23 protein-coding genes, 1 tRNA gene and 1 pseudogene are annotated in these 21,003 nt (G+C 64.2%); 16 read left to right on the forward strand and 9 right to left on the reverse strand.

Features of this window, described 5'->3' with window-relative positions; translation table 11 throughout:
• Positions 1-76: 76 nt before the first annotated feature.
• Positions 77-424 carry a hypothetical protein gene (locus FDZ84_RS15960; RefSeq protein WP_168586558.1) on the forward strand — a complete coding sequence of 116 codons (348 nt, stop codon included), beginning with the start codon at positions 77-79 and terminating at the stop codon, positions 422-424.
• A gap of 164 nt (positions 425-588) precedes the next feature.
• Here FDZ84_RS15960 and FDZ84_RS15965 read toward each other — a convergent pair whose 3' ends face one another.
• From FDZ84_RS15965 to FDZ84_RS15985, 5 genes are all read right to left on the reverse strand, one after another.
• Positions 589-1,098 carry a nucleoside 2-deoxyribosyltransferase domain-containing protein gene (locus FDZ84_RS15965; protein ID WP_168586559.1) on the reverse strand — a complete coding sequence of 170 codons (510 nt, stop codon included), beginning with the start codon at positions 1,096-1,098 and terminating at the stop codon, positions 589-591.
• Entirely contained in the window at positions 1,095-1,547 is a 453-nt protein-coding gene (locus FDZ84_RS15970) for an HIT family protein (RefSeq protein ID WP_168586560.1), read from the reverse strand. Before FDZ84_RS15970 ends, FDZ84_RS15965 begins: the two co-directional genes overlap by 4 nt.
• Positions 1,548-1,761: 214 nt before the next feature.
• Complete coding sequence (locus FDZ84_RS15975) at positions 1,762-2,178, reverse strand: hypothetical protein (RefSeq protein WP_168586561.1); 417 nt, start codon at positions 2,176-2,178, stop codon at positions 1,762-1,764.
• Positions 2,175-2,390, reverse strand: a complete 216-nt coding sequence (locus FDZ84_RS15980) for a hypothetical protein (protein ID WP_168586562.1) — start codon at positions 2,388-2,390, stop codon at positions 2,175-2,177. Before FDZ84_RS15980 ends, FDZ84_RS15975 begins: the two co-directional genes overlap by 4 nt.
• Positions 2,391-2,857: 467 nt before the next feature.
• Complete coding sequence (locus FDZ84_RS15985; protein ID WP_168584100.1) at positions 2,858-3,280, reverse strand: hypothetical protein; 423 nt, start codon at positions 3,278-3,280, stop codon at positions 2,858-2,860.
• 417 nt (positions 3,281-3,697) lie between these two features.
• On the opposite strand from FDZ84_RS15985, the gene FDZ84_RS15990 reads away from it, so the two are divergent.
• From FDZ84_RS15990 to FDZ84_RS16000, 3 genes are all read left to right on the forward strand, one after another.
• On the forward strand, positions 3,698-5,020 hold the full coding sequence (locus FDZ84_RS15990) for an NAD(P)/FAD-dependent oxidoreductase (RefSeq protein WP_168586563.1): 1,323 nt from the start codon (positions 3,698-3,700) through the stop codon (positions 5,018-5,020).
• Between the two features lie 315 nt (positions 5,021-5,335).
• A complete protein-coding gene (locus tag FDZ84_RS15995; RefSeq protein WP_246869036.1) occupies positions 5,336-6,472 on the forward strand; it encodes a RimK family alpha-L-glutamate ligase in 1,137 nt (378 codons plus the stop codon).
• A 95-nt stretch (positions 6,473-6,567) separates the two neighbouring features.
• Positions 6,568-6,641, forward strand: a tRNA-Leu gene (locus tag FDZ84_RS16000).
• Positions 6,642-7,326: 685 nt separating this feature from the next.
• Here the strand turns inward: FDZ84_RS16000 and FDZ84_RS40005 are convergent.
• Positions 7,327-7,500: pseudogene (locus tag FDZ84_RS40005) on the reverse strand (replication-relaxation family protein); the annotation flags it as partial.
• A 338-nt stretch (positions 7,501-7,838) separates the two neighbouring features.
• Between FDZ84_RS40005 and FDZ84_RS16010 the strand changes: the two are divergent.
• The 9 genes from FDZ84_RS16010 (at position 7,839) to FDZ84_RS16050 (ending at position 13,187) form a co-directional block, all read left to right on the forward strand.
• A complete protein-coding gene (locus tag FDZ84_RS16010; RefSeq protein WP_168586564.1) occupies positions 7,839-8,651 on the forward strand; it encodes an ESX secretion-associated protein EspG in 813 nt (270 codons plus the stop codon).
• A 61-nt stretch (positions 8,652-8,712) separates the two neighbouring features.
• Positions 8,713-9,138, forward strand: a complete 426-nt coding sequence (locus FDZ84_RS16015) for a PE domain-containing protein (RefSeq protein WP_246869037.1) — start codon at positions 8,713-8,715, stop codon at positions 9,136-9,138.
• Complete coding sequence (locus FDZ84_RS16020) at positions 9,135-9,707, forward strand: DUF3558 domain-containing protein (RefSeq protein WP_168586565.1); 573 nt, start codon at positions 9,135-9,137, stop codon at positions 9,705-9,707. Before FDZ84_RS16015 ends, FDZ84_RS16020 begins: the two co-directional genes overlap by 4 nt.
• Positions 9,708-9,719: 12 nt before the next feature.
• Positions 9,720-10,946: a PPE domain-containing protein gene (locus tag FDZ84_RS16025; protein WP_168586566.1), complete on the forward strand. Its 1,227-nt coding sequence runs from the start codon at positions 9,720-9,722 to the stop codon at positions 10,944-10,946.
• Positions 10,947-10,987: 41 nt separating this feature from the next.
• The gene (locus FDZ84_RS16030) at positions 10,988-11,296 is read left to right on the forward strand and encodes a YbaB/EbfC family nucleoid-associated protein (protein ID WP_168586567.1); all 309 of its coding nucleotides are present in this window, start codon (positions 10,988-10,990) and stop codon (positions 11,294-11,296) included.
• Between the two features lie 2 nt (positions 11,297-11,298).
• Positions 11,299-11,592: a hypothetical protein gene (locus tag FDZ84_RS16035; protein ID WP_168586568.1), complete on the forward strand. Its 294-nt coding sequence runs from the start codon at positions 11,299-11,301 to the stop codon at positions 11,590-11,592.
• 3 nt (positions 11,593-11,595) lie between these two features.
• Entirely contained in the window at positions 11,596-11,904 is a 309-nt protein-coding gene (locus tag FDZ84_RS16040; RefSeq protein WP_168586569.1) for a hypothetical protein, read from the forward strand.
• Between the two features lie 21 nt (positions 11,905-11,925).
• Positions 11,926-12,591 carry a hypothetical protein gene (locus FDZ84_RS16045; protein WP_168586570.1) on the forward strand — a complete coding sequence of 222 codons (666 nt, stop codon included), beginning with the start codon at positions 11,926-11,928 and terminating at the stop codon, positions 12,589-12,591.
• On the forward strand, positions 12,588-13,187 hold the full coding sequence (locus FDZ84_RS16050) for a hypothetical protein (protein WP_168586571.1): 600 nt from the start codon (positions 12,588-12,590) through the stop codon (positions 13,185-13,187). Before FDZ84_RS16045 ends, FDZ84_RS16050 begins: the two co-directional genes overlap by 4 nt.
• 31 nt (positions 13,188-13,218) lie before the next feature.
• Here FDZ84_RS16050 and FDZ84_RS16055 read toward each other — a convergent pair whose 3' ends face one another.
• The 3 genes from FDZ84_RS16055 to FDZ84_RS16065 all read right to left on the reverse strand — a co-directional run bounded on the left by FDZ84_RS16055 (position 13,219) and on the right by FDZ84_RS16065 (position 14,053).
• Entirely contained in the window at positions 13,219-13,452 is a 234-nt protein-coding gene (locus FDZ84_RS16055) for a hypothetical protein (RefSeq protein WP_168586572.1), read from the reverse strand.
• Positions 13,453-13,580: 128 nt separating this feature from the next.
• Positions 13,581-13,811 (reverse strand): hypothetical protein, encoded by a 231-nt coding sequence (locus FDZ84_RS16060; protein ID WP_168586573.1) that lies wholly within the window; start codon positions 13,809-13,811, stop codon positions 13,581-13,583.
• Positions 13,811-14,053, reverse strand: coding sequence for a hypothetical protein (locus FDZ84_RS16065; protein WP_168586574.1), 243 nt, complete (start codon positions 14,051-14,053; stop codon positions 13,811-13,813). The genes FDZ84_RS16060 and FDZ84_RS16065 overlap by 1 nt, the downstream gene beginning before the upstream one ends.
• A 352-nt stretch (positions 14,054-14,405) precedes the next feature.
• Here FDZ84_RS16065 and FDZ84_RS16070 point away from each other — a divergent pair, with 352 nt between their 5' ends.
• From FDZ84_RS16070 to FDZ84_RS16080, 3 genes are all read left to right on the forward strand, one after another.
• On the forward strand, positions 14,406-15,260 hold the full coding sequence (locus tag FDZ84_RS16070; RefSeq protein WP_168586575.1) for a helix-turn-helix transcriptional regulator: 855 nt from the start codon (positions 14,406-14,408) through the stop codon (positions 15,258-15,260).
• Between the two features lie 23 nt (positions 15,261-15,283).
• Positions 15,284-15,481: a DUF397 domain-containing protein gene (locus tag FDZ84_RS16075; protein WP_168586576.1), complete on the forward strand. Its 198-nt coding sequence runs from the start codon at positions 15,284-15,286 to the stop codon at positions 15,479-15,481.
• Positions 15,482-15,697: 216 nt separating this feature from the next.
• Positions 15,698-20,467: a type ISP restriction/modification enzyme gene (locus tag FDZ84_RS16080; protein WP_168586577.1), complete on the forward strand. Its 4,770-nt coding sequence runs from the start codon at positions 15,698-15,700 to the stop codon at positions 20,465-20,467.
• Positions 20,468-21,003 lie beyond the last annotated feature (536 nt).

Raw genomic sequence — 21,003 nt, forward strand, 5'->3', positions numbered from 1 at the left:
GTGTGATTCGGAGCCTAGCTTTCGTACGGTAGGTGCCGTCCTCACACCACGGCACAAACGCCATACGCATACACCCTTGCGTGATCTCATCACCTCGGCATGGTTCCGGGGTCTTCACCGAGCTACCCGTGTCCGTCCAGCGGCCCTTGATGAGGCGTTCAACCTGGACATCTACCCACAGTTCGGTGACGTTTTCACCGCCACTGCAGTAGCCGCGTGCTTTGGCATCGATCGAAGGTGCTTTTCCCTTGCGTTCCTCGCCACGAGATTTGTGGGGGTACTGCGGCTTGAGATCAGAATCAACAATGCACACCGTGTCCATCCCGGCAGGCTTCGGAGCATCGGGCGCTTTGCATTGGCTGCGGGCGCGGTGCTGACGACGGTGGCCACAGTGAAAGCGATCAAGGCGCGCACCCACGCATGATCCCGAACCCCTGTTCGCGCCCGGAATCGCTAATCAGGCACAACCCGCGATGGAGGCGATGGGGGCTGTAAGGGGGTGGCACAGAGGGCCCGGCAGTCTTCGTGGACTGCCGGGCCCTCTGCCTTTGCCGTGAAACGCATTTCACGGGTTCGGTGAATGCCTATTTACCTAGCGGAATTCCGTGAAACCGTGACCGAGCGGGTCTCGACTAGGGCAAGTGCGGTAGCGATGGTGTCGGTGAGGGTGTCGCAGACCGGCACGCCGTAGCGGCGGGCTAGGTGGATCAGGTACCTGTTGCGCTCGGGATTCGGGCACTCCGGCGGGCATCCGAGCACCGCCCGGCCGGTGCTGACGTCATGGCCGAACTCGACGTTGGTGGTGAACCCCGGCAGCGTCTTCAGGTCGCGGGGAATCCAGAACAGGATCGCGGTGGCGGCGGCGCGGGCGTCGTTCTCCCAGGCGAACTGATCGGCGTAGCGCTCGGCGCGCAGGTTGCCCCGGGATTCTGGGGTGAGCACGGTCAACCGGTCCGGTCGGCGCCAGGCGGCCTCGATCAGCTCGACCGCCTTCGGCCGCCAGGACGCGACCTCCCCGTCTTTCGGGGTCGGCCCGGCGAGGAACACGCTCGGCTGCGCCGGGATCGGCTCGCGCGCCCAGACGACGGTGACGCTCATGACCGCGCCCCAGCTGGCGAGGCGACGGCTTGCTGGGCGGCTTGCTGCGGTGTCCACGGCAGCGGCAGGCCGTCGCCGCCGGCGCGGGGAACGACGTGGACGTGCAGATGGAAGACGGATTGCGTCGCCGCCGAGCCGCGGCTGGTGATGACGTTGCACGCCGCCAGCTCGGCGGCCAGTTCCGCTGCGCACGCCATCGTGTGCGCCGACACTGTGGGATCAACACCGACGTCGGCGACATGGGTATGAGGGATGACGAGGACGTGCCCGCTGGTGACCGGGTGCCGGGGCCGGATCGCGATCACGGTGTCCCAGCGGCGCACCACGGTGGCCGGTGCCTGTTCTGCGGCGATGGCACAGAAAACGCAGGAGGCGGTGGACGATATGTCTGCACGTCGCGGGCCGGTGCGAAGCCGCCCTTGGTCCGGGGCACGGTGTGTTTCGTTCATGATGGTGTTCTCCGGTTCTCTGTCTGACGGGAGTTGGAGAGCGGGGCGGGAGTGCTTGGCGGCGCCCGCCCCGCGCGGAAAACTTCAGGGGTTGGTCAGGCGGTTGTGCTTCGGGTGACGTCGGGGGTGTCGGCGGCGAGTTTGGCCCACCGGTCATGGGCGGCCTGGCCTGCTGGTCACACCAGGCCGAGCGCCACTCCGACCACGCCCGCGATCAGCAGCCAGATGGCGAGCTGGACGGCGCGCATCTTCCGCGTGGCGATCCTCGCCAGCCGCGTGACGTGCTCGGCGAGGCGTTCGGCGCGCCGCCGTCGGCCACGCTCGCGAGCACGGCGGCCGCCGACATCCGCGACCACGCGGTGATGCTGGTCCCGCCGTGCCCCAGCCGGGGCAGCAGCGCCGACAACGTCACGACCAGCGCCACACCCACCAGGACGGCCGCGCCGGTCAACCACGGCGACGCATCAGCGGAGGTCTTCACCAGCGCCACGGCGCCGGCCATCGCGAGGCTGTGCACGCCGACCAGGGCCTGCGCCTTGGTGTCCGCGTGCCTGATCATGGCCTGCAGCTGCTCCTGCCACTGCCGCAGCTCGGTCCTGACGTCGACGGCAACCTCATCGGTGCTGGTCATCGCCCCTCCGTCTCGTCGTTGCTCTGCTGCTCGGCGGCGCTGCTGGCGGTGGTGTTGCTGGTCGCGGGGCGGCCGGCGGGCCAGATACGCGTGCCACCGAGGCGGCGGTACCGCAGGCGTACCGCGTCGCCGGAACGCTGGCCGGTCGCCTCGGCCAGCGCCTGCCAGGTCCCGTCACAGTCCATGTACGCCTCGATGAGCTCGCGCTCCATGAGGTCGAGGTTGCGGCGCTCCGAGGGGACGAGGCGCAGCGCGTCGCGGAGGTCCGCGTGGAATTATGCGCGGTACGGAACCGGGCTTCTCAGGCCGCAAAATCGCGTGATCACGGGCGCTGATCGCCAAGCAGGCGGCGCTTTTGAGCATATGAAAAGGCTTCCGCAGCGCTGCGGAAGCCTTTTCATATGCCTCCCCAGCTGCGGAGGCCCTTACCGGAACGCCAGCTCGATCGAGTTTGACGAGCGTCTTTCGTACTACTGAACTCCGCCTGCTCCAGAACTTCCGGCAGGGCTCAGGACTACGAAACGGTCCTTGAGTTGACCTTGCATTCCTTCGGGGCTGTCGCGACTCGCCCCTTCGGTTCACCGACCCTCTCAATCGATTCACCGCACTTTTAGTACACGCCCGTTCGGAGCATAAGTCAATGAATCGAGCCGTCTGAGCTGCGAAAATCGGCGCGTGCTCAGCGGGGACGGAACGGGTTGTCCCGGATGGCTGGTTGTGCGTCGCAGTGACCAGCAGCTGAGCTGCCCTGCCTCGCCCTGAGGCCCCTCGGCTTTCGTGGGTGTCGCCGCTGGCAGCGGCTGTTATCCGTTAGCCGCCTCCACAGCCGCCTCCACAGCCGCCTCCACGTCGGCCCCGGCGACGAGAGCCCCGCCGCTTTCGCCAGCGTCCGGATCGAGACGCCCTCGGCCCGAGCCGAGACCAGCGCCCACACCCGTTCCCGTTCGGCCTGCTCCAGCCGCCACGCCGCCCGTGACACTCGTTGCAGCTCGGCGAGGTCCTCCATGCCTGCGACGCCGGCCAGTTCGTCCGGCGGGTACGGCCCGCCACCGTGACGCTCGACCACCCGCCGGATCGCGGTCACGGTCTCCAGGTCGTGCATTTGCTCGGCTGCGGGTGCCAGCTCGAGAGTCAGACCATCAGGTCAGTCTCCCCACTCGCGTGGGGGTGCAACGGAACGCCTTCAACTGCTCTGGTCGGACAGCCGCGTTATCGACTCCTGACCGGGCGCCTGCTCGATGGTCAGGTCGTAGAGCGCGACAACGGCGCCGATCTCCCGGAAGAAATTGCTCGGGCGTGGGCATCCGGGTTCAAGATTCGGTAGGGTGGCGAAAACCAGCCTCCATGACACCTCGGTGATGTCACCCTGACGTCATCCCCCGCCGCCCATTCCGGGCGCGTACGCAGCGCGTTTGTCCGTGCACAGCGCGTTGATCGTGATCGATGCCATCCGCGACTGGCGTCACATTAAGGGGGGTCGGCGCAGCGCGAATGCGGGCAGTGGTGCGACCATGAGCGCATGGCTGGTAAATCCGATCCCACGCGGATTCTCATCCTCGGCGGCGGTTACGTCGGCATGTACACGGCACTTCAGCTGCAGAAGAAGCTGGGTCGCCGCGAGGCCTCCGTGACGGTCGTCGATCCTCAGCCGCACATGACCTACCAGCCCTTCCTTCCGGAAGCGGCCGCGGGTTCGGTCGAACCCCGCCACGTGGTAGCGCCACTGCGACGAGTGTTGAAGCGGTGCAACGTGATCACCGCCGCTGTCACCGAGATCAAGCACGACGAGAAGGTCGTCACGGTCGAGAACCCGCAGACGGGTGCGGAGACCATCGCCTACGACGTGCTGGTCGTGGCCCTCGGCTCGGTCTCCCGGTTGCTGCCGATCCCCGGCCTCGCCGAAGAGGGCATCTCCCTCAAGACCGTTGGTGAGGCCACCTACCTGCGCAACCACGTGCTGGGCAAGATGGACGCCGCGGCCAACACCGGCGACCCCGAACTGCGCAACCGGCTGCTGACCTTCACCTTCGTCGGCGGCGGCTTCGCGGGCGTCGAGGCGCTGGCGGAGTTGGAGGACATGGCCCGCTACGCCACGCGCTACTACGACAACGTCAAGCCCGACGACATGTCCTGGGCGCTGGTCGAGGCCGCTGGCCGGGTGATGCCCGAGGTCAGCGAGAAGATGGGCGTCTACGTCGTCAAGGCACTCGAAGAGCGCGGCATCAAGGTCTACCTGAACACCTTCCTGAAGTCCGTCGAGGGCGGCCACGCCGTGCTCTCGGACGGCACCGAGTTCGACACCGACACGCTGGTGTGGAACGCGGGCGTGAAGGCCAACCCGGTGCTGAAGAACAGCGATCTGCCGCTGGACGAGCGCGGCCGGGTCAAGGCAACCGCGCACCTGCAGGTCGAGGGTCTGCCCGGCGTGTGGGCGGCCGGTGACTGCGCCGCGGTCCCGGACCTGTCCAAGACCGAGGAGAACCCCGGCGCCACCTGCGCGCCGTCCGCGCAGCACGCGGTGCGGCAGGCCAACCAGCTGGCCAGGAACCTGCTGGCCTCGCTGCGTGGCAAGTCGACCAAGGAGTACTGCCACGCCTACGCTGGCTCGGTCGCCGGCATGGGGCTGTACAAGGGCGTCGCCGACGTCTACGGCTTCAAGGCCAAGGGCTTTATCGCTTGGTTCATGCACCGCTCCTACCACGTGAGCCGGATGCCCACGTTCAACCGCAAGCTGCGGATCATCATCGACTGGACGCTGGCGTTCCTGTTCAAGCGCGAGGTGGTGTCCATGGGTCAGATCCAGAACCCGAGGGCAGCCTTCGAGCGCGCCGCCGCGAGCTGACCGGCCGAGCGCCGGGCATTCGCAGCAACCAGGCCGCGTGCCGCACTGGGCACGCGGCCTTTTTGTTCCCAATGCATGCTCCGTGCGGGCTACATGGGGGCCGACTATCCTTGACAATCCGTAGTGGGAAATCGAAGACTGTGGCAAGGTCTTCACCTGAAAGGATGGGTCAACGGGGGAAGGGGTGAATCCCTTGACGCTGAAGGAGCTAGCCGCCCTGCTGCGCAGCGGTGAGGTCGAGGAAGGACCGCTCGCTGACTTCGCGGTGGACTACCAGGAAGCATCTCGGGTCTTCCGGAAGAAGGACGACTGAGCATGGATGTGGCCGAGGGGCTGCCCTCAGGTCTCGGAAACCCGTCCGGGGCGACCGACCAGCCGTCCCTTCGCCCAACTCCGATGTTGTTGCAGGGCCAGGACTACTTCTTCCGATCGCCCGACACCCCGCTGGACTTCCAGGAGCGGATGTTCCGGGCCGACCTGGTCGCCGACGAGCCGGGCGACCCGGTGCCGTGCGTGCTGGTGCTGGCTCGCGCCGCCGACATGGAGATGAATGAGCTGTCGCTGGCGTTGGCGGACCACGACATCCGCCTCTTGCGCATCGACGCCGACCGCTGCCTCGACCTGCCCCTCACCATCTACACCGACACGCCGCTGATCGAGTTCCAGCGCTGGCTGCTGCGCCCGGTCCTGGTGTGGCGGCGGCACTTCGACATAACCGCCATCCCGGTTGATCCGGCCACGGTGCACGGCGCGTACGTCCGCGAGCAGTGGCAAGCGGTGGCGAACTGGCTGGCCTGCCGCGACGACTGGGAGCAGGTGAACTCGGTGCGCTCCACCGAGCACCTCGACCGGCTGACGCAGCTGCAAGGCGCGTCGGCGGCCGGCCTGCGGGTGCCGCGGACCGCGGTGACCACCATGCCCGGGCGCAGCCGCCCGGGCGGCGGCCGGTGCATCGTCAAGACGGCCGGCCACCACCTGCTCGAACCCAAACCGGGTGCGTTGCGCGGCCTATTCCCGCAGCCGTTGGACATCCGGCGCACGGGCGAAGCGCGCGAACCGGCACCGGTGCTCGTCCAGCAGTACCTGGACGCGGACCGGGAGCTGCGCGTGTTCGTCATCGGCGACCAGGCGATCGGCTTCCGGGTGCGGAAGCTCGACCCGGCGCAGCTGTGGGTCGACCCGGATTCGGTCGCGGTGGAGCGCGTCGAGGTGCCCGAGGACCTGCTCCAGCGACTGCTGGCGCTGTGTCGCCAGTGGCGGCTCGACGTCGCGGCCTTCGACTTACTCGGGGTCGGCGACGAGTGGGTGTTCCTCGAGGTGAACGTCAACTGCGACTGGCGCTGGTTCGAACACCGGGCCGACTGCGCGGACGTCTCGACCGCTGTGCACGACTGGGTGCGAGGTCGCTTCGCGGACCTGTCGGCCGCGACGAGCGGGCGGGGGAGCTGGTGAGGGGGCCAACAGGACAACACGTTCGGCGGTTCCTGGGAACCGAGCGAGCCGCGGCTGCGTCGTAACTAGTGCGGCGCGCGTGCGCGCGGCCGAAGGCCCCCGTAGCCCAATTGGCAGAGGCAGACGACTTAAAATCGTCCAAGTGTCGGTTCGAACCCGACCGGGGGCACGTACAGCATCTACACAAGCCCCGCCTGCTCGCTGAGCAGGCGTTTCCTGTGTAGATGGCGTCGTTTCGTTGATCCATTCTGCCGCGTGGGCGATCTGGGGTAGGTCGTCGGCAGGGAGTTGATCGTGATGGTTACCTCGTCGCTGTCGTCATGCAGACGGACGGCGAGCAGGGTGACCTCGAACAGCCGTCTAAGCAGCGCCTCGGGCGCGTGGGACAGGTTGAGCGCCAGGTAGGCAGTGTGTCGAGTAGCGCGGCGTCGTCGGCGCTGGGCCTGCCTGGTTCGGCTTCATCGGCGGCGTCCAGCTCGGCCACGGTGGCAAGTGTGGCCCTCTTCTGGGCCTCCAGTTCGTTGTAGGTACCGCGCAGGCCCGTGGTGAAGGGGTCGTCGGGGTCGCTGTCCTGGGCTCGCCGCAGGATCGAGTTTTGTCGGCGGGCGATGTCGGCGAGCACCCGCTGGAGGCGTTCGCGTTCGGCTTGGCGTTGTCGGGTGGCGCGGTCGTCGATGCCGTCGAGGTCGGCGGCTAGGAGGGTGCGCCTGATCGCGCGGGGTGGAGGCGATTACCAGCGGCGGACGCGCGGTGCCGACCGCGGGCCGGAGTGCTTGCCGCAGCGCCCATTCCCGCTTCGCCGAGTGAACCGAGAACAGCAGGATGCCGAAGGAATCGGTCGGGAACGCGCCGTAGTCGGCGATCTTGCGCGTGACCTTCGACAGCGCCTCGGTGCCCTTGTCGTATTCGAGGAAGAACCGCACCCACTGACCGTGTTCGGCCCAGCAGCCGTATCCGTCCGGATGCAGCTTCACCGTGCTGTTCCAGAAGAACCCGGTGCACCGCTGCTCCGACCACCATTGCCTCAACCCACATACGTCCCCGTCGTTGATGGTGGGGCGGGGTCAAACGGTCGTAGCCTCATTATGTCAGGACTGGGGCACGAACACTCCCGATTCCTCAGCCGTATGACCAGGAATATTGTTCGAGCTTCGATCCACTGACGAGCTTCACTTGATGTCGAGCTCGACAGCGCTACGTCGGCGGAAAACGTGGCACGGCGCACAAAAGAGGACCTGGTGGTTGGACCATTCGAGTGAGATCGTCCGCTTAGAGCGAGGTAGACGTTCGACTCGCCCACGGTGGGAAGACGGCTGGATACCCTTGGCCACCGAAGATCAAGCATAACGACGTATGGGGGAAGTGCGTGTCTGGGGCGCTGGAGTTCGACGCCAGCCTGTTCGGGCCACTCTGGTACGGCGCTGGACTCGCCCGCCAGGAAGGCGGCGAAGAACGACTGGTTCCGCCACCACGGCTGCTCCAGTACTTCCCCGATCTTGGCGAGCCCGATGATCCGACCGCCGAATGGGAGAAAGCCCAGAGCAAGGCTCGATCACGAGGATGGATCAACCGGGCCGGCGAGGCGGTTCCGTGGGTTGCCGACACGATGCAGCTGCTGGCGCATGCCTCGACCGAGGCCGACACGAGGTTCGCGCCCAAGCGCGGCAAACACATCCGCGGACTGGTGTCGATCACAGGCGATCGCGCCATCCGGACGCGAGTAGAAGGCCGCAAGGTCTGCATTGATCCTGTGTGGTCGACCTCGGTATACAGCGCCTTGGTCGGTCTGTGGCCGGAGATCACTCCCGTAACTGGCTCAGCCGTGAGCATCCGGCTCGAAGACGCCGAGGCCGCCAGCAAAGCAGCAGCCGAGCACCAAGGCCAGGAGCAGGTCAGGGCGACGATTCGTGAGCTACGCGCCCGCAAGGTGCGCAGCGACGATGCTCATGAGTACGCCCGCATGGTCTCTGGAGAGCGCGTCCATGACGGGGAATTCTCGGTCGCAGTTCGTGATAGCTGGGGCAAACTGCGGACTCCCGGCAGTGTCGTGCTGCTCACCGGGACCAGCCAGGGCTCGTACCTGCAGTACCTGCGCGGCGAGTTTCTCGTGACCGCACCAGCCGACCCACCACTGGTGGCGCGCACGCTTTCCGAGCTCACCCAGAAACTACGGCGATGACGCGGCTAGGCAGCGACGATCACCGACGGACTTCGCCACTGAGCCACAAGAGAGGGGAGCCATGACAGCACCGAACGATCCGATGGCACAGGCCCAAATTGCCCAGGCTGTTGCCCTGAACTCCGTGACAGGGATGTTCCAGATTCCCCTGATCATGGCCTCCGGCACCGGCGCAGCGGCAAGCGGCTTCGAAGTGGCACCTGAAGAGCTCAACGCCGTCAAAGCAGATCTCGATGCCGCGCACGAAGAGCTCAAGCTCGCACGCGAAGACGCGAACGCCTTCCGAGACATCCTGCCTCCGGGGGATGACGAAGTCAGTGTCGATACGACCAACAAGATCATTGATCACCTGACATCAGGTCCTGGCTCCGCACTGCAAACCGTTGACGACATGGCCCGCTGGGTGAAGGACTTCCGCGACAAGATCGAGGCCGCACAACGCGAGTACGAGCGTATCGACCAAGAAAACGAGATTCAGAAGTCATGAAACGAACCAAGACTGGTCTGGTCATCCTCATTACCGCTGCATTCGCGGCTGCCGGCTGCACTTCTGGAGGTCTGTCGCAAGACGAGCCCGGTACTGCGTCCCCTCCGCCGCCGCCTTCTGACCCGGCCATGCCAGCGGTCTCGAACCCGAAGAACCTCGACGCAGTCGCAGATCCGTGCCAGCTCCTCACCAGCGAGCAGTTGAACCAACTGGGCACAGGAGGCGAACCAAGCCACCGCCCTTCGCCCTGGGGACAAGACACATGTACCTGGGATAACCGCGTGCTTCGCGTGAAGCTCAGCCCGTCGACGACGATGGATCACGGGTTGAAGAGCGCGTTGCGTAGCGTCCGTAAGGAAGCTCCGGACGAACAGGTCGACGGATATCCCATGGTGACAACGCAGCCGTTGAGCACCAGCTGCGGCATCTACATCTCCGCAACGTCACAGGACACCTTTGTCGTTGACGTCGACGCGACAGAAAGCCATCGACCTGAGCACCGGGACACGTGTGCCGTGGCGAAACAGGTGGCGAGCATGGTGCTGTCGAATCTTCCAGCCAAAAACTGAGGGGGTAAGACTGTGTGGCCGTTCAGCCAACCGAAGAAGATCGAAGGACAGGCGCAGGCGGCGTTCGATCACCCGAAGATCCACCGGGAACTCAATGGCGGCGTGGGGGTTTCGCCGCTGTCGATTGCGGCGGGCAACTTGTCCGGCCAGTTCACGGCGCGGCTGCGGCGCGTTGACGAGCTTGTTCAAGGAGCGATCGGCCGGTGCAACAAGTCGTGGACCGGCAGTGCGTCGGAGGCGATGACGCAGGAGTCCTCGCCGTTCCGGAATGTTGTGCAGCAGTCCGAAGAGCTCTCGGCAGCGCTGGCCAAAGGCGTGGAAGACCAAGGCGGGCACTTCAGTCGCACGAAGAACACGATGCCGGCACCCCACAACGTGCCGCCGCTGGATCTGAGTTTCAGCGACCTGGCACCGACCAACCTCGGGATGAAGCTGGCAGGTCAGGAGATTCACGAGTCCAAGCACAACGAGGCTGAGCAGAAGGCGCGCGAGGACTACACCGCGTACCGGACGTCGTCCAACAGCACCGTGCAGTCACTACAGCCGTACCCGGCTGTGCCCGCATCCGTAGCCGATGTCGGCGTCGCCGAAACACAGCGACCGAACTCGGTCGACCCGAGCACCAACTATTCGGGCACCAGCTCATCCACAGCGGTCTCTGGGGCGAGAACACCGCGCAGCGACAGCACGGCGCCCATCCCATCCGGCAATGAGCCCGGGGCCGTCCAGCCCGAACGGCCAAGTGCGCCAGCTGAATCCGGCTCGGCCTGGGCAAATCCCGCATCCCCAACGCCGGGGACCGTCCAGCCGCCGAGCGCGGGGACCAACGTGCCGCCGGCCGGAGGCATCGGGGTCGGCATGGTTCCTGGAACCGGAGGTACGCCGGGCTCCGGGACTGGTCGTGGCATCGGCCGCGGTGGCTCTGGTGTTGGCACCCGTGGTGGCCCCGGTGTTGGTGGCGGACGTGGCGCTCTTGGTCTGAGCGGTCCCTCCACTTCCGGAGGCCCAGGCACTAGTGCTGCTGGTGCTCGTAGTGGGGCAGGTGCGCTCGGTGGCGCAGCAGGGCCTGGCCAGCGCGGGCGGAGCGAAGACGACCAGGAGCACGAGCGCAAGTACGTCAAGAACACCGACGAACACTTCGTGTTCGAACCCGAGATCGACGCTGCCACCGGTCAGGTCATTGCGCCAGCAGTACTCGGCGACGAACGTCCAGATACTTCGCCGGACAAGGACGAGTAGCGGCTCGATCCGAGCTCAAGTTGACAGACAGGGGGAGGACGTTGGACTTCGAAGCGCTGCATCAGGCAGCTGACGCTCTCGAACGCCAAGCGCACGTCATTCGCGCGGCGCGGGAGGAGCACGATCACATGATGTTCCGAGCGTCGTCGGAGGCCGGCCAGGTGACGGCGACGTGCCGTGGCAACGGCACGGTCACCGGCGTTGCCATCAAGGATGGCGCGCTTAACGGAAGTCGCCCCGAAACGATCGCTGCCGAGGTCAAGGAAGCGATCCTGAACGCCCGCGCCCAGGCATCGGCGAGTGCGATGGAAGCGTTCCGCGCTGTCGCCCCGGAACTGGCAGGAGAGTGACCATGTCGTCGATGGACGAAATCGAGCTCGTGCTCGAAGAGATCGAGCAGAAGCTGACCGTAGCCAAAGAACGCGGCCAGAGCCTCGTTTCGGAGCGCATCACTGAAGCTCTCGACGGAGATCTGGGGGCTATCGTGGTCAACGGCTATGGGCAGCTGGTCGACATCACGCTGGAACGAGCCAACCTTCGCTACACCAACGAAAGCGCTCTTGGCCAGCAGATCGTCCAAACTCTCCAGCGCGCCGAGGAACGTGCTACGGCCGTCCAGCAACAAGCACAGAATTCCTGGCGGTGACCCATGTCTGGTTTCGAAGTCGTCATCGAAGCACTCCACAAAAACGTCCGTTTCCTCCACCAAGCCGAAGACAGCTGGGCAGCTGCGCTCGGGAAGATCGACGGGAAGCTTCTCGGCCCCGACGACCTTGGTCTGCTCGGCAAGCAGAACGGCGTGATCCAGGACTGCAACGACGCATCAGCGAAGCTGGCGGAAGGTCTCAAACGAGGCGTGGAGAACCTTCAGAAGGCCGCAGACTCGCTGAAGGCCGTTGCCGAAGACCGGGTCAGGCGCGAAGAAGAGATCACCGCGCAGCTTAAGAAGACCCAGTGATTTCCTGGAGCTGACTAACAAATGACGTCAACGACATTCGGGGTCGCACCGTTCCCCGACGAAGCAGCCGCAAAGATCAACGAGTACGCGGTAAAGACGGGCCAAGCCATGATTGCCGCGCTAGTGCACGAGGTTCGAGACTGGCTCGGGCATCCCGAAGTGGTTATCGACTTAGCGAAGAGCTGGTCACCCGGTGCCAAGGCTGAGCTCGTCAAGGCCGATGACACGATTCTCGAAGCCCGCACCTCCATCACGGCGAACTGGAGTGGGGCGGCCGCTGACGCCTACCTGGCTTACCTGGACCACGTCTCGAAGGTCATGCAGGACACCTCCGACCTGTTCGATCAGCTCGGACAGAAACTCCTTGACGTTCGCGACCAGATCACCAATGCCTACAAGGAAGCCATCCTCCTCATCGGCAATACAGGCGCTGAAATCATCAGCATGACAGGCGGCGTCATCGCGTCCATCAAGGAATCCTGGTTCGGAGTAGCGGATGCGGTTCTCCAGGCACTCGCGAACTTCATGCGGCAACTCACTTCGACGGCCTCGCAAGTGACCCAGATCATGACGAACTTCCAGCGCAATGCTGTTGAGATCGCACAAGCCGCAGCTGGCCTCAAGATTCCCGAAACACTCCCGACTGCTGCCGCAGAGTCAACCGATTGGAAGGTCAGAGCAAAGTGAGCAGTGGCGTGAAAAAGTACTCTGCGCAGTTCGGGCGTATGGCTGCGGTCGGCGTGCTCGGCATCGCTGCAGTCAGCTGTGGCAATAACGCAGGTCTTGATCCCGAGTACGATCGCTTCAAAGCGATGCCGGACATGTGCAGCCTGCTCTCTGAGCAGATCGTGACCGACACCCTCGGTGGCCAACCCGAGGTCAAACCGTCGGGCGGCGGCCAAGTCGGATCTTGCGCATGGTCCTACACCAACAACGAGTTGACCCCCGACGGCTCCTACCACCGGATCATCTCACTGAACGGCAGCCTATTCCGGGGCGATGGCAGCACCTCGGGTGCCGACAAAGCCTTTCACGAGCTCGAACGCATCCAACGAGACTCGCCTACGAAGCTGGAGCAAAGCCCAGGGATCGGTGAGCGGGCGATCAAGGGACAGACCCGAAAAACCGTCGATTACATCATTGTGATCGGCAACCTCAACCTGCAGCTGAGCTACGAGAATGTGGATCTTCGGGCAGAGAACCAAACCGCGCCTCCCCCGCAAACCAACCAACAGGCTCAGGCCCTGGCCAGCGAGATCGCTAAGAAAGTCTCTGGATCCTGAACAAAGTCGCCAACATGAGCTATGTGGCTCGTTAGCCTTCTGCCTCGATAGCCCCGTCGAGTTCCGCGTAGGCGCACCACGCGCACTTGGGCAACGAGCTGTCCTGTGTCGGCGCGTCGGATGGGATACCGAGCAGTCCGCAGAGTGCCATGATTGTCGATGTCTCGGAATCGCCCTGGTCAACCAGGACGAGGTGGTTTTGCAGCGCGTAGGCGGTCCAGCGGCAGAGCTTTCGCTCGGCTCGGTCTTCTCCATTAATGCCCATTGGCTTCTCCTAAGGGTGGTGGCCAGGTGCGTCGGGAGTGTCGGAAGTAGCGCGCACCTGGCCACCGGTCTCGGCGCTTACCCAAGGACGTCGTTGTGCCGGGGCAGGGAGAAGCGCCAAGTTCATGGTTATCGGTAGCCGAGCTCATAGAGGCTTCGGCAGTGGGAACACAGGTCCAGGTCTGGCGAGGGTTCGCCGATGAGGTGACGGCTGAGTTCTCCGCAGAGAGCAACCACCACCGGCTCGCCACCCAGCACGCAGGTCAACGGATTCCGCTCGGGAACGAAGTGCCAGGTCGGCATGCCGCGCAGCTCCATGGCGTACACGGTGACCGTTTCTGGCGTGACGACGGCGGCCATCAGGCGTCCCAGTTCCGCGAGGTCTCGTCCACCAGAGCCTGCAGACATTCGGGGCAGCGTTCGTCGATTCCGTTGCTGCGTGGGGTCTTTCCGTAGGGCGTGGCGAACGGCGCCTTGACCTTCTTTTCGCATAGGACCTGCACGACATCCCCTTGAATCCAGGCGCCGGGACGGGACGTCGTCGCATGCCGCACTTTCCCCGCCGGCGGCACAATCCAGAGGGCGTACGTCTGGGTCAGCATCCCGTCTCCTCACGTCGGATTTGGCGGCGTCGACTTGCCGACCGTGCTCGGTGGTCGGCCCACCAGCTGGCCATGGCCGCGCTGCAGGCCAGCGACCACACAGCTACGGCGGCCCCGATCAGCACCAACATTCCGCTGTACCTTCCACGCTTTTCCTGTCGTGACCTGCCCTGCCGCCTTGACCTGTGAGAGAGCGGCAGGGCAGGCGCCAGAAGTATCTCCACGACATCAACTGGCGACATCAAGTTATCTCAGTTGATGTCGTGAGGACATCGTCCGACAGGGGGAACATGTAGGCACGACATCGACCAGCAGGCAGACTTGTCGCGTCAGTGATCATGTGGAGGTGCGGATGGCGAACACACCAAGCCCGACAATCCGGCGTAGGCAGCTCGGGAAGGCGCTTCGGCGCGAGCGGGAGAATCGCAAGATCACGCTGAAAGGCGCCGCTGACTGGCTGGACACCACCACGTCGAACCTCAGCAAGATCGAGCTCGGCAAACAGGCGATCAAGCCAAGCCATGTGCGCTTGCTGATGCAGCTGTTCGATATCGGCGCGCCTGAAGCCGACACCTACATCCGGCTTGCGCGAGAGTCGAACGAACGTGGCTGGTGGGCCAGCTACAGCGACACGATCCCGGAGTGGTTCGAAACCTTCCTCGGCCTTGAGGCAGACGCAGAGGAGCTGCGCACCTACACGCCCGAGCTGATCGACGGGCTGCTGCAGACCCCGCGTTACGCACAGGCCATCGTTCGGACGTACTGGCCGCAAATCTCCGACGATGAACTCCAGCGGTCCGCGGACCTGCGTCAAGCGCGTCAGCAGCAGCTTCGGACACCGAATCCGCCGGTCCTGAAGGTCGTTCTCAACGAAGCGGTACTGCGCCGGCAGGTCGGCGAGGCCGAGGTATGGAAGGAACAGCTGGAATACCTCGTGGCTGCCGGCGAACGCGACAACGTCACGCTCCGGCTATTGCCGTTCTCCGCTGGCCCGCATCCGGGGATGACTGCGCCGTTCACGCTGTTCAAGTTCCCCGAGGGCTACGACATGGACGCCGTCTACATCGAGAACGAGCGAGGCGCCCTCTGGCTGGAACGTCCCGCGGACCGGGCGCGGTACATCGACGTCTTCGACCGCATCTGCAGCCTCGCGTTGTCTCCGGAAGAGACCTCCCAGCTCATCGCTAACCTGGCGCATGACCTGTGAGAGACACACGCTAGGAGCACGACGTGGAGGAGTTAACGCGCGCTACATGGCGCGTCTCGTCCCGCAGCGGCGGACAAGGCCAGTGCGTTGAGGTTGCCCTGACAAGCAACATCGTAGGAGTCCGGGACACCAAGAACCGCGACGGCGGCACGCTCATCGTCGCGCCCGAGATCTGGACAGGCTTCGTCACAAAGATCAAGCATGGCGAGCTGGACCACTGAAAATCCGATGGCCCCCAGCTGCCGCTGGGGGCCATCGGTTACGTTGTGTGAGCAGCGAAACCTCCGTTTTCCTCCCAGCTCTGCTCTGTTGCCATCAGGGAACGACGGGGGAAGTTGATGTCCCGTCTTCGAGGCCGCACCCGCCGACAAGAACGCCGGCTCGCCGATTTCCGGCCCTCGACCCCGCGGCTACGCATCGTGAGACACACTTAGATCATGCCGACCACGATCACTGATCTCCTCGATGGCCTCCGCACTACGTCGTTGGATGAGCGGGACAAGGGGGACAAGTTCGAGCGGTTGATCGCGGCGTATCTGAGAACAGACCAGCAGTGGACGGAGAAGTTCTCCGACGTCTGGCTGTGGTCGGAGTGGCCGGGCCGCGACAACAAGCCGGACACGGGTATCGACCTGGTCGCCAAGCATCGGGAAACCGGCGACTATGCGGCGATCCAGTGCAAGTTCTACGACTCGGACACCACGATCGCCAAGGGCGACATCGACTCGTTCGTGGCGACGTCGAGCAAGGCCGAGTTCTCCGCGCGCTACATCATCGACACGGCGAAGGGCTGGACGAAGAACGCGAGCGACACCCTCGACGGGCTGTCGGTGCCGGTGCAGCGCATCGACATCAGTTACCTGAATGACGCCAATATCGACTGGTCGCAGTTCTCGTGGTCCACGCCGGAGGTCGTCGTCGCCACGGGCAAGAAGGAGTTGCGGCCGCATCAGCGCAAGGCGCTCGACGCGGTCCGCGACGGGTTCACCGAGCGGGACCGGGGCAAGCTAGTCATGGCCTGCGGCACCGGCAAGACCTACACCTCATTGAAGATCGCCGAAGACCTGGTCGGCGCGGGCGGCAGCGTGCTCCTCCTCGTGCCCTCGATCCAACTGTTGTCGCAGACGTTGCGGGAGTGGACCGCCAACACCGAGGTCGGGATCCGCCCGTTCGCGGTCTGCTCTGACGTGCGGGTAGGCCGCAAGACCGCCGACGACGACTCAGGCATGACGACCGTCGATCTTCCCGAGCCCGCGACCACCGACGCGACGGTGCTGGCAACACGGATGCACGTGGGCTCGACGATCGGCAAGCGAATGACGGTCGTGTTCGCGACGTATCAGTCGATCGACGTCGTCGCGAAGGCCCAGCAACTTGGGGCACCGGATTTCGATCTGGTGATTTGCGATGAGGCCCACCGCACGACGGGTGTCACCCTTGCCCGGCAGGACGAGTCGGCGTTCGTCCGCGTGCACGACGGTGACTTCTTAAAGGCTCGTCGGCGGCTGTACATGACGGCCACGCCGAAGGTGTTCGGCGAGGAGGTCAAGCGAAAGGCCGACGACGCCGAGGCCGTGCTGGCCGACATGGGTGACGAGAACACCTACGGCCCGGAGTTCCACCAGCTCGGATTCGGTGAGGCGGTCGAGGAGAACCTGCTGACCGACTACAAGGTGCTGGTTCTCGCGGTCGACGAGAAGCACATTTCGGAGAACTTCCAGAACGCGATGGCTCAGTCCGGCCAGATCAACCTGGATGAGGCCGCCAAGCTGATTGGCTGCTGGAACGGCTTGGCCAAGCACTTCGGCAGCGACGAGCAGGTCACCGACCGGACCCCGATGCACACCGCGGTCGCGTTCGCGCGCGACATCAAGGCATCCGAACGCGCGACCAGTGGTTTCCCGATCCTGGTCGACCGATTGCTCGAAGACGAGGACCCCGACGCCGAGGGCCGCAACATGCTGCGGATCGAGTCCCGGCATGTCGACGGCAAGATGGGCATCCACGAGCGCAACGAGAAACTCGCCTGGCTCAAGAAGGAACCCGAGCCGAACCTGTGCCGGATCCTCACCAACGCCAAGTGCCTCTCCGAAGGTGTCGACGTCCCGTCGCTGGACGCGGTGCTGTTCCTGACCCCGCGTTCCTCACAGGTCGATGTCGTCCAGTCCGTTGGCCGCGTGATGCGCAAAGCCCCTGGCAAGGAGCTCGGCTACATCATCCTGCCGATCGTCGTGCCCTCCGGCGTCGCGCCCGAGGAAGCGCTACGGGACAACGAGCGCTACACGGTCGTCTGGCAGGTGCTGCAGGCGCTGCGGTCGCACGACGACCGGTTCCACGCCATGATCAACTCGATCGAGCTGAACAAGACCAGGCCCGACAAGCTGATCATCGACGACGGAACCCCCGGCCGGGAACGCGAACCCGGCGAAGGCACACCGGGCGAGGACAGCCCGCAGCTCGAACTGGCTCTCGACTTCGAGGCATTCCGCGACGCGATGTTCGCCCGGATCGTGCAGAAAGTCGGCGAACGTAAGTACTGGGAGTCCTGGGCCAAGGACGTCGCCGAGATCGCCCAGACCCACATCACCCGCATCAACGGACTACTGACCGACAAGTCCTCGCCGCAGGCCCGCGAGTTCGACGAGTTCCTGACCGGCCTGCGCAGGAACCTCAACGACTCGATCACCGAGGTCCAGGCGGTGGAGATGCTGGCGCAGCACCTCATCACGCGCCCGATCTTCGAGGCCTTGTTCACCGGCTACGACTTCGCCGCCACCAACCCGGTCGCGCAGTCGATGGAGAAGATGCTCGCCGTCCTCGACGAGACGAGCTTGGACGCCGAGAACACCGCGCTGGAGGGCTTCTACAAGTCCGTGCGCCGCCGCGTCGAAGGCGTCACAGATGCCGAAGGCAAACAGCGGATCATCGTCGAGCTCTACGACAAGTTCTTCGCCACCGCCTTCAAGAAGACTGTCGACAAGCTCGGCATCGTCTACACCCCCGTCGAGATCGTCGACTTCATCCTCCGCTCCGCCGACGAAGTCCTCCGCGCCGAGTTCGCACAGGGTCTCACCGATGAGGGCGTGCACATCCTCGACGGATTTACCGGCACCGGAACGTTCATCGTCCGACTGCTCCAGTCCGGGCTGATCACGCCACACGACTTGGCTCGCAAGTACACCGAGGAACTCCACGCTAACGAGATCCTGTTGCTGGCCTACTACATCGCCGCCGTCAACATAGAAACCACCTACGCCGACCTCACCGGCGACCCGCAGGGCTTCCCCGGGCTCATCCTCACCGATACGTTCCAGTCCTGGGAGCCCGACGACGTCCCTGACCTCGGCATCTTTGTCGAGAACAACGAACGTCTCGAACACCTCAAGTCCCTACCTATCACTGTCATTGTCGGCAACCCGCCCTACTCGGCTTGGCAGGATTCCGCGAACGATGACAACGCCAACGAAAAGTACCCGAGCCTTGACGAAGAGATTCGCCGCACGTATGTCGAGCGTTCGAGCGCGACACTGAAGAATTCTCTATACGACTCTTATATCCGCGCTATTAAGTGGGCGACCTTGCGAATCAAGGACCGTGGCGTGATCGCGTACGTCACGAATGGTGGATTCCTTGACTCGAACGCATTCGAGGGCATGAGAAAGACGCTCATTGAGGAGTTCTCTTCCATATACGTCTACAATCTTCGCGGTAACCAGCGCACCGTTGGCGAGCAGTCTCGCAAAGAAGGCGGCAAGATCTTCGGCGGCGGCAGCCGAGCGACGGTTGCGATCACGCTCCTTGTCAAGGATCCCATGAAGACTGGTCGAGCGGTGATCCACTACACCGATGTAGGCGACTACCTCACCCGCGCTCAAAAACTAGCTAAAGTTGCTAACATGAAGAGCATACTTGGTCTTGAATCGCGGTCGATCGCGCCGAACGAGCATGGTGATTGGATTAACCAGCGGCGCGGCGACTTCGATTCATTCTTTGCTATTAACGATGCCGACGAGTCAGTGTTCTCCTCCGGTGGAGCAGGTATCAAGTCGAACCGCGACGCCTGGATCTTCAACTTCGGAAAGGTAGCTTTGACTGCCGCAATGGCTCGAGCCGTTGAAACCTACACAGACGCGCTATGCGGTGAACGATCCAACGACGAGAAACGGATAAAGTGGTCGTCAGGGCTGGAAGCCCGCCTCGCGAGACGAACTCCAATGAGCTTCCGAAGTGAATTGGTCCGGTCGTGCACGTATCGGCCTTTCCAGAGGCTGTGGACGTACGCTGATGAGCGTTGGATCGACAGGCCAGGCGCACTTCGCCAGATTTTCCCAAACGGCGCCGCGAACATAGGGATCGTGATTCCCATGCCTGGCTCGATGGCGCCGCCATTCATGGCTGTCGCGCTGCGCGACGCAGTGGATTCAGGTATGGCAGGGCTCGGCGCTGTCCGGATCCTCAGTCGATACCGCTACGAGCAGGTTGAGGATTCAGGAATGCTCGACTTCGGCGACGGCGAGGCAATAGACGGCTACCGCCGGATTGACAACATCACCGATGGGGCTCAGAAGCGATTCCAGGCGATCTACCCCGGCGAAAAGGTGACGAAGGACGACATCTTCTTCTACGTCTACGGGCTGCTGCACTCGCCGGAGTATCGCGAGACCTACGCGGCCGATCTGAAGAAGTCCTTGCCGCGTATACCATTCGTCCGTGACTTCGTCGGATACGTGGAGGCGGGCCGGAAGCTCAGCGAGCTGCACATCGGCTACGAGTCGGTGGAGCCGTACCCGCTCGATGGACTCGACGTCGGGCCGACAGGCGATCCGTACGAATTCTTCGCGGTCGGTAGCAAGAAGATGAAGTGGGGCAAGCCCACGCCGGAGCAGAAGGCCGCCGGTGAGAAGCAGGATAAGAGCACGCTGTACTACAACGACCGGATCACCCTGCGAGGCATCCCGGACGAGGCACACCGCTACATGCTCGGCAGCCGCTCGGCAATCGAGTGGATCATCGACCGCTACTACATCAAGACCGACAAGGCGTCCGGCATCGTCAACGACCCCAATGACTGGTCCCGAGAGGTAAGCAACCCGCGCTACATCCTCGATCTGGTGGCACGCGTGGTCACGGTGTCGGTCGAGACGATGAAGATCGTCGACGCTCTGCCTCCGCTCGAGGTGATCGAACCCGGCGCGACGAAGGCGTGACGATCGACGAACTCACACAGAAGTGATCCAGGTCGCAATTATTGCCAGGTGATGGCTTCTCCGAAGGTCACTGGTCGCATAGTGGGCGATCACGTTTCGTCGCGGGGGTCTTCTCGGATTGGGGCGCTGAGTGGTTGCGGAGGACTCGGAGCGGGCGGAGATCATCCGGTTCTGGCGTGCCGTGGAGCGTTCAGCCCGCAGTCGGTGAAAGCGGTCAGCCGGGAACGCCGGGTATTCAAGGTCAAGCCGGGACAGCCGCTGCCGTGGGAACCTGATCATGAGCTGTGTCGTATACGACTGCGCCCTGACCAGGCATGGCGGCACGTGGTCTACGTGGGCGTGTACCCCATGGAGTCGGTGTTCGAGGTGCTGTCGCGGGTGTTCACCCCGGATGCGGACAGCTTCGACGAACGTCCCAACGGGGAGAGCGCGCTCGCGGCGTTCGTGGTCTCAGGCGAGGGGCGTCCGTTGATCGGCTCTGAAGTGCTGTCCAGTTGTGCATGGGCGACGGACCGCGTGCTGCATCCCGGTCCCGG

The organism is Saccharopolyspora sp. ASAGF58 (assembly GCF_012277335.1).
GTDB lineage: Bacteria > Actinomycetota > Actinomycetes > Mycobacteriales > Pseudonocardiaceae > Saccharopolyspora > Saccharopolyspora hattusasensis.

Excerpts from the sequence above, each read along its gene's own strand:
- FDZ84_RS15965 (WP_168586559.1), bottom strand. The coding sequence starts at position 1,098 with ATGAGCGTCACCGTCGTCTGGGCGCGCGAGCCGATCCCGGCGCAGCCG.
- FDZ84_RS15970 (WP_168586560.1), bottom strand. The coding sequence starts at position 1,547 with ATGAACGAAACACACCGTGCCCCGGACCAAGGGCGGCTTCGCACCGGC.
- FDZ84_RS15975 (WP_168586561.1), bottom strand. The coding sequence starts at position 2,178 with ATGACCAGCACCGATGAGGTTGCCGTCGACGTCAGGACCGAGCTGCGG.
- FDZ84_RS15980 (WP_168586562.1), bottom strand. The coding sequence starts at position 2,390 with ATGGAGCGCGAGCTCATCGAGGCGTACATGGACTGTGACGGGACCTGG.
- FDZ84_RS15985 (WP_168584100.1), bottom strand. The coding sequence starts at position 3,280 with ATGCACGACCTGGAGACCGTGACCGCGATCCGGCGGGTGGTCGAGCGT.
- FDZ84_RS15990 (WP_168586563.1), top strand. The coding sequence starts at position 3,698 with ATGGCTGGTAAATCCGATCCCACGCGGATTCTCATCCTCGGCGGCGGT.
- FDZ84_RS15995 (WP_246869036.1), top strand. The coding sequence starts at position 5,336 with ATGGATGTGGCCGAGGGGCTGCCCTCAGGTCTCGGAAACCCGTCCGGG.
- FDZ84_RS16015 (WP_246869037.1), top strand. The coding sequence starts at position 8,713 with ATGACAGCACCGAACGATCCGATGGCACAGGCCCAAATTGCCCAGGCT.
- FDZ84_RS16020 (WP_168586565.1), top strand. The coding sequence starts at position 9,135 with ATGAAACGAACCAAGACTGGTCTGGTCATCCTCATTACCGCTGCATTC.
- FDZ84_RS16035 (WP_168586568.1), top strand. The coding sequence starts at position 11,299 with ATGTCGTCGATGGACGAAATCGAGCTCGTGCTCGAAGAGATCGAGCAG.
- FDZ84_RS16040 (WP_168586569.1), top strand. The coding sequence starts at position 11,596 with ATGTCTGGTTTCGAAGTCGTCATCGAAGCACTCCACAAAAACGTCCGT.
- FDZ84_RS16045 (WP_168586570.1), top strand. The coding sequence starts at position 11,926 with ATGACGTCAACGACATTCGGGGTCGCACCGTTCCCCGACGAAGCAGCC.
- FDZ84_RS16055 (WP_168586572.1), bottom strand. The coding sequence starts at position 13,452 with ATGGGCATTAATGGAGAAGACCGAGCCGAGCGAAAGCTCTGCCGCTGG.
- FDZ84_RS16060 (WP_168586573.1), bottom strand. The coding sequence starts at position 13,811 with ATGGCCGCCGTCGTCACGCCAGAAACGGTCACCGTGTACGCCATGGAG.
- FDZ84_RS16065 (WP_168586574.1), bottom strand. The coding sequence starts at position 14,053 with ATGCTGACCCAGACGTACGCCCTCTGGATTGTGCCGCCGGCGGGGAAA.
- FDZ84_RS16070 (WP_168586575.1), top strand. The coding sequence starts at position 14,406 with ATGGCGAACACACCAAGCCCGACAATCCGGCGTAGGCAGCTCGGGAAG.
- FDZ84_RS16080 (WP_168586577.1), top strand. The coding sequence starts at position 15,698 with ATGCCGACCACGATCACTGATCTCCTCGATGGCCTCCGCACTACGTCG.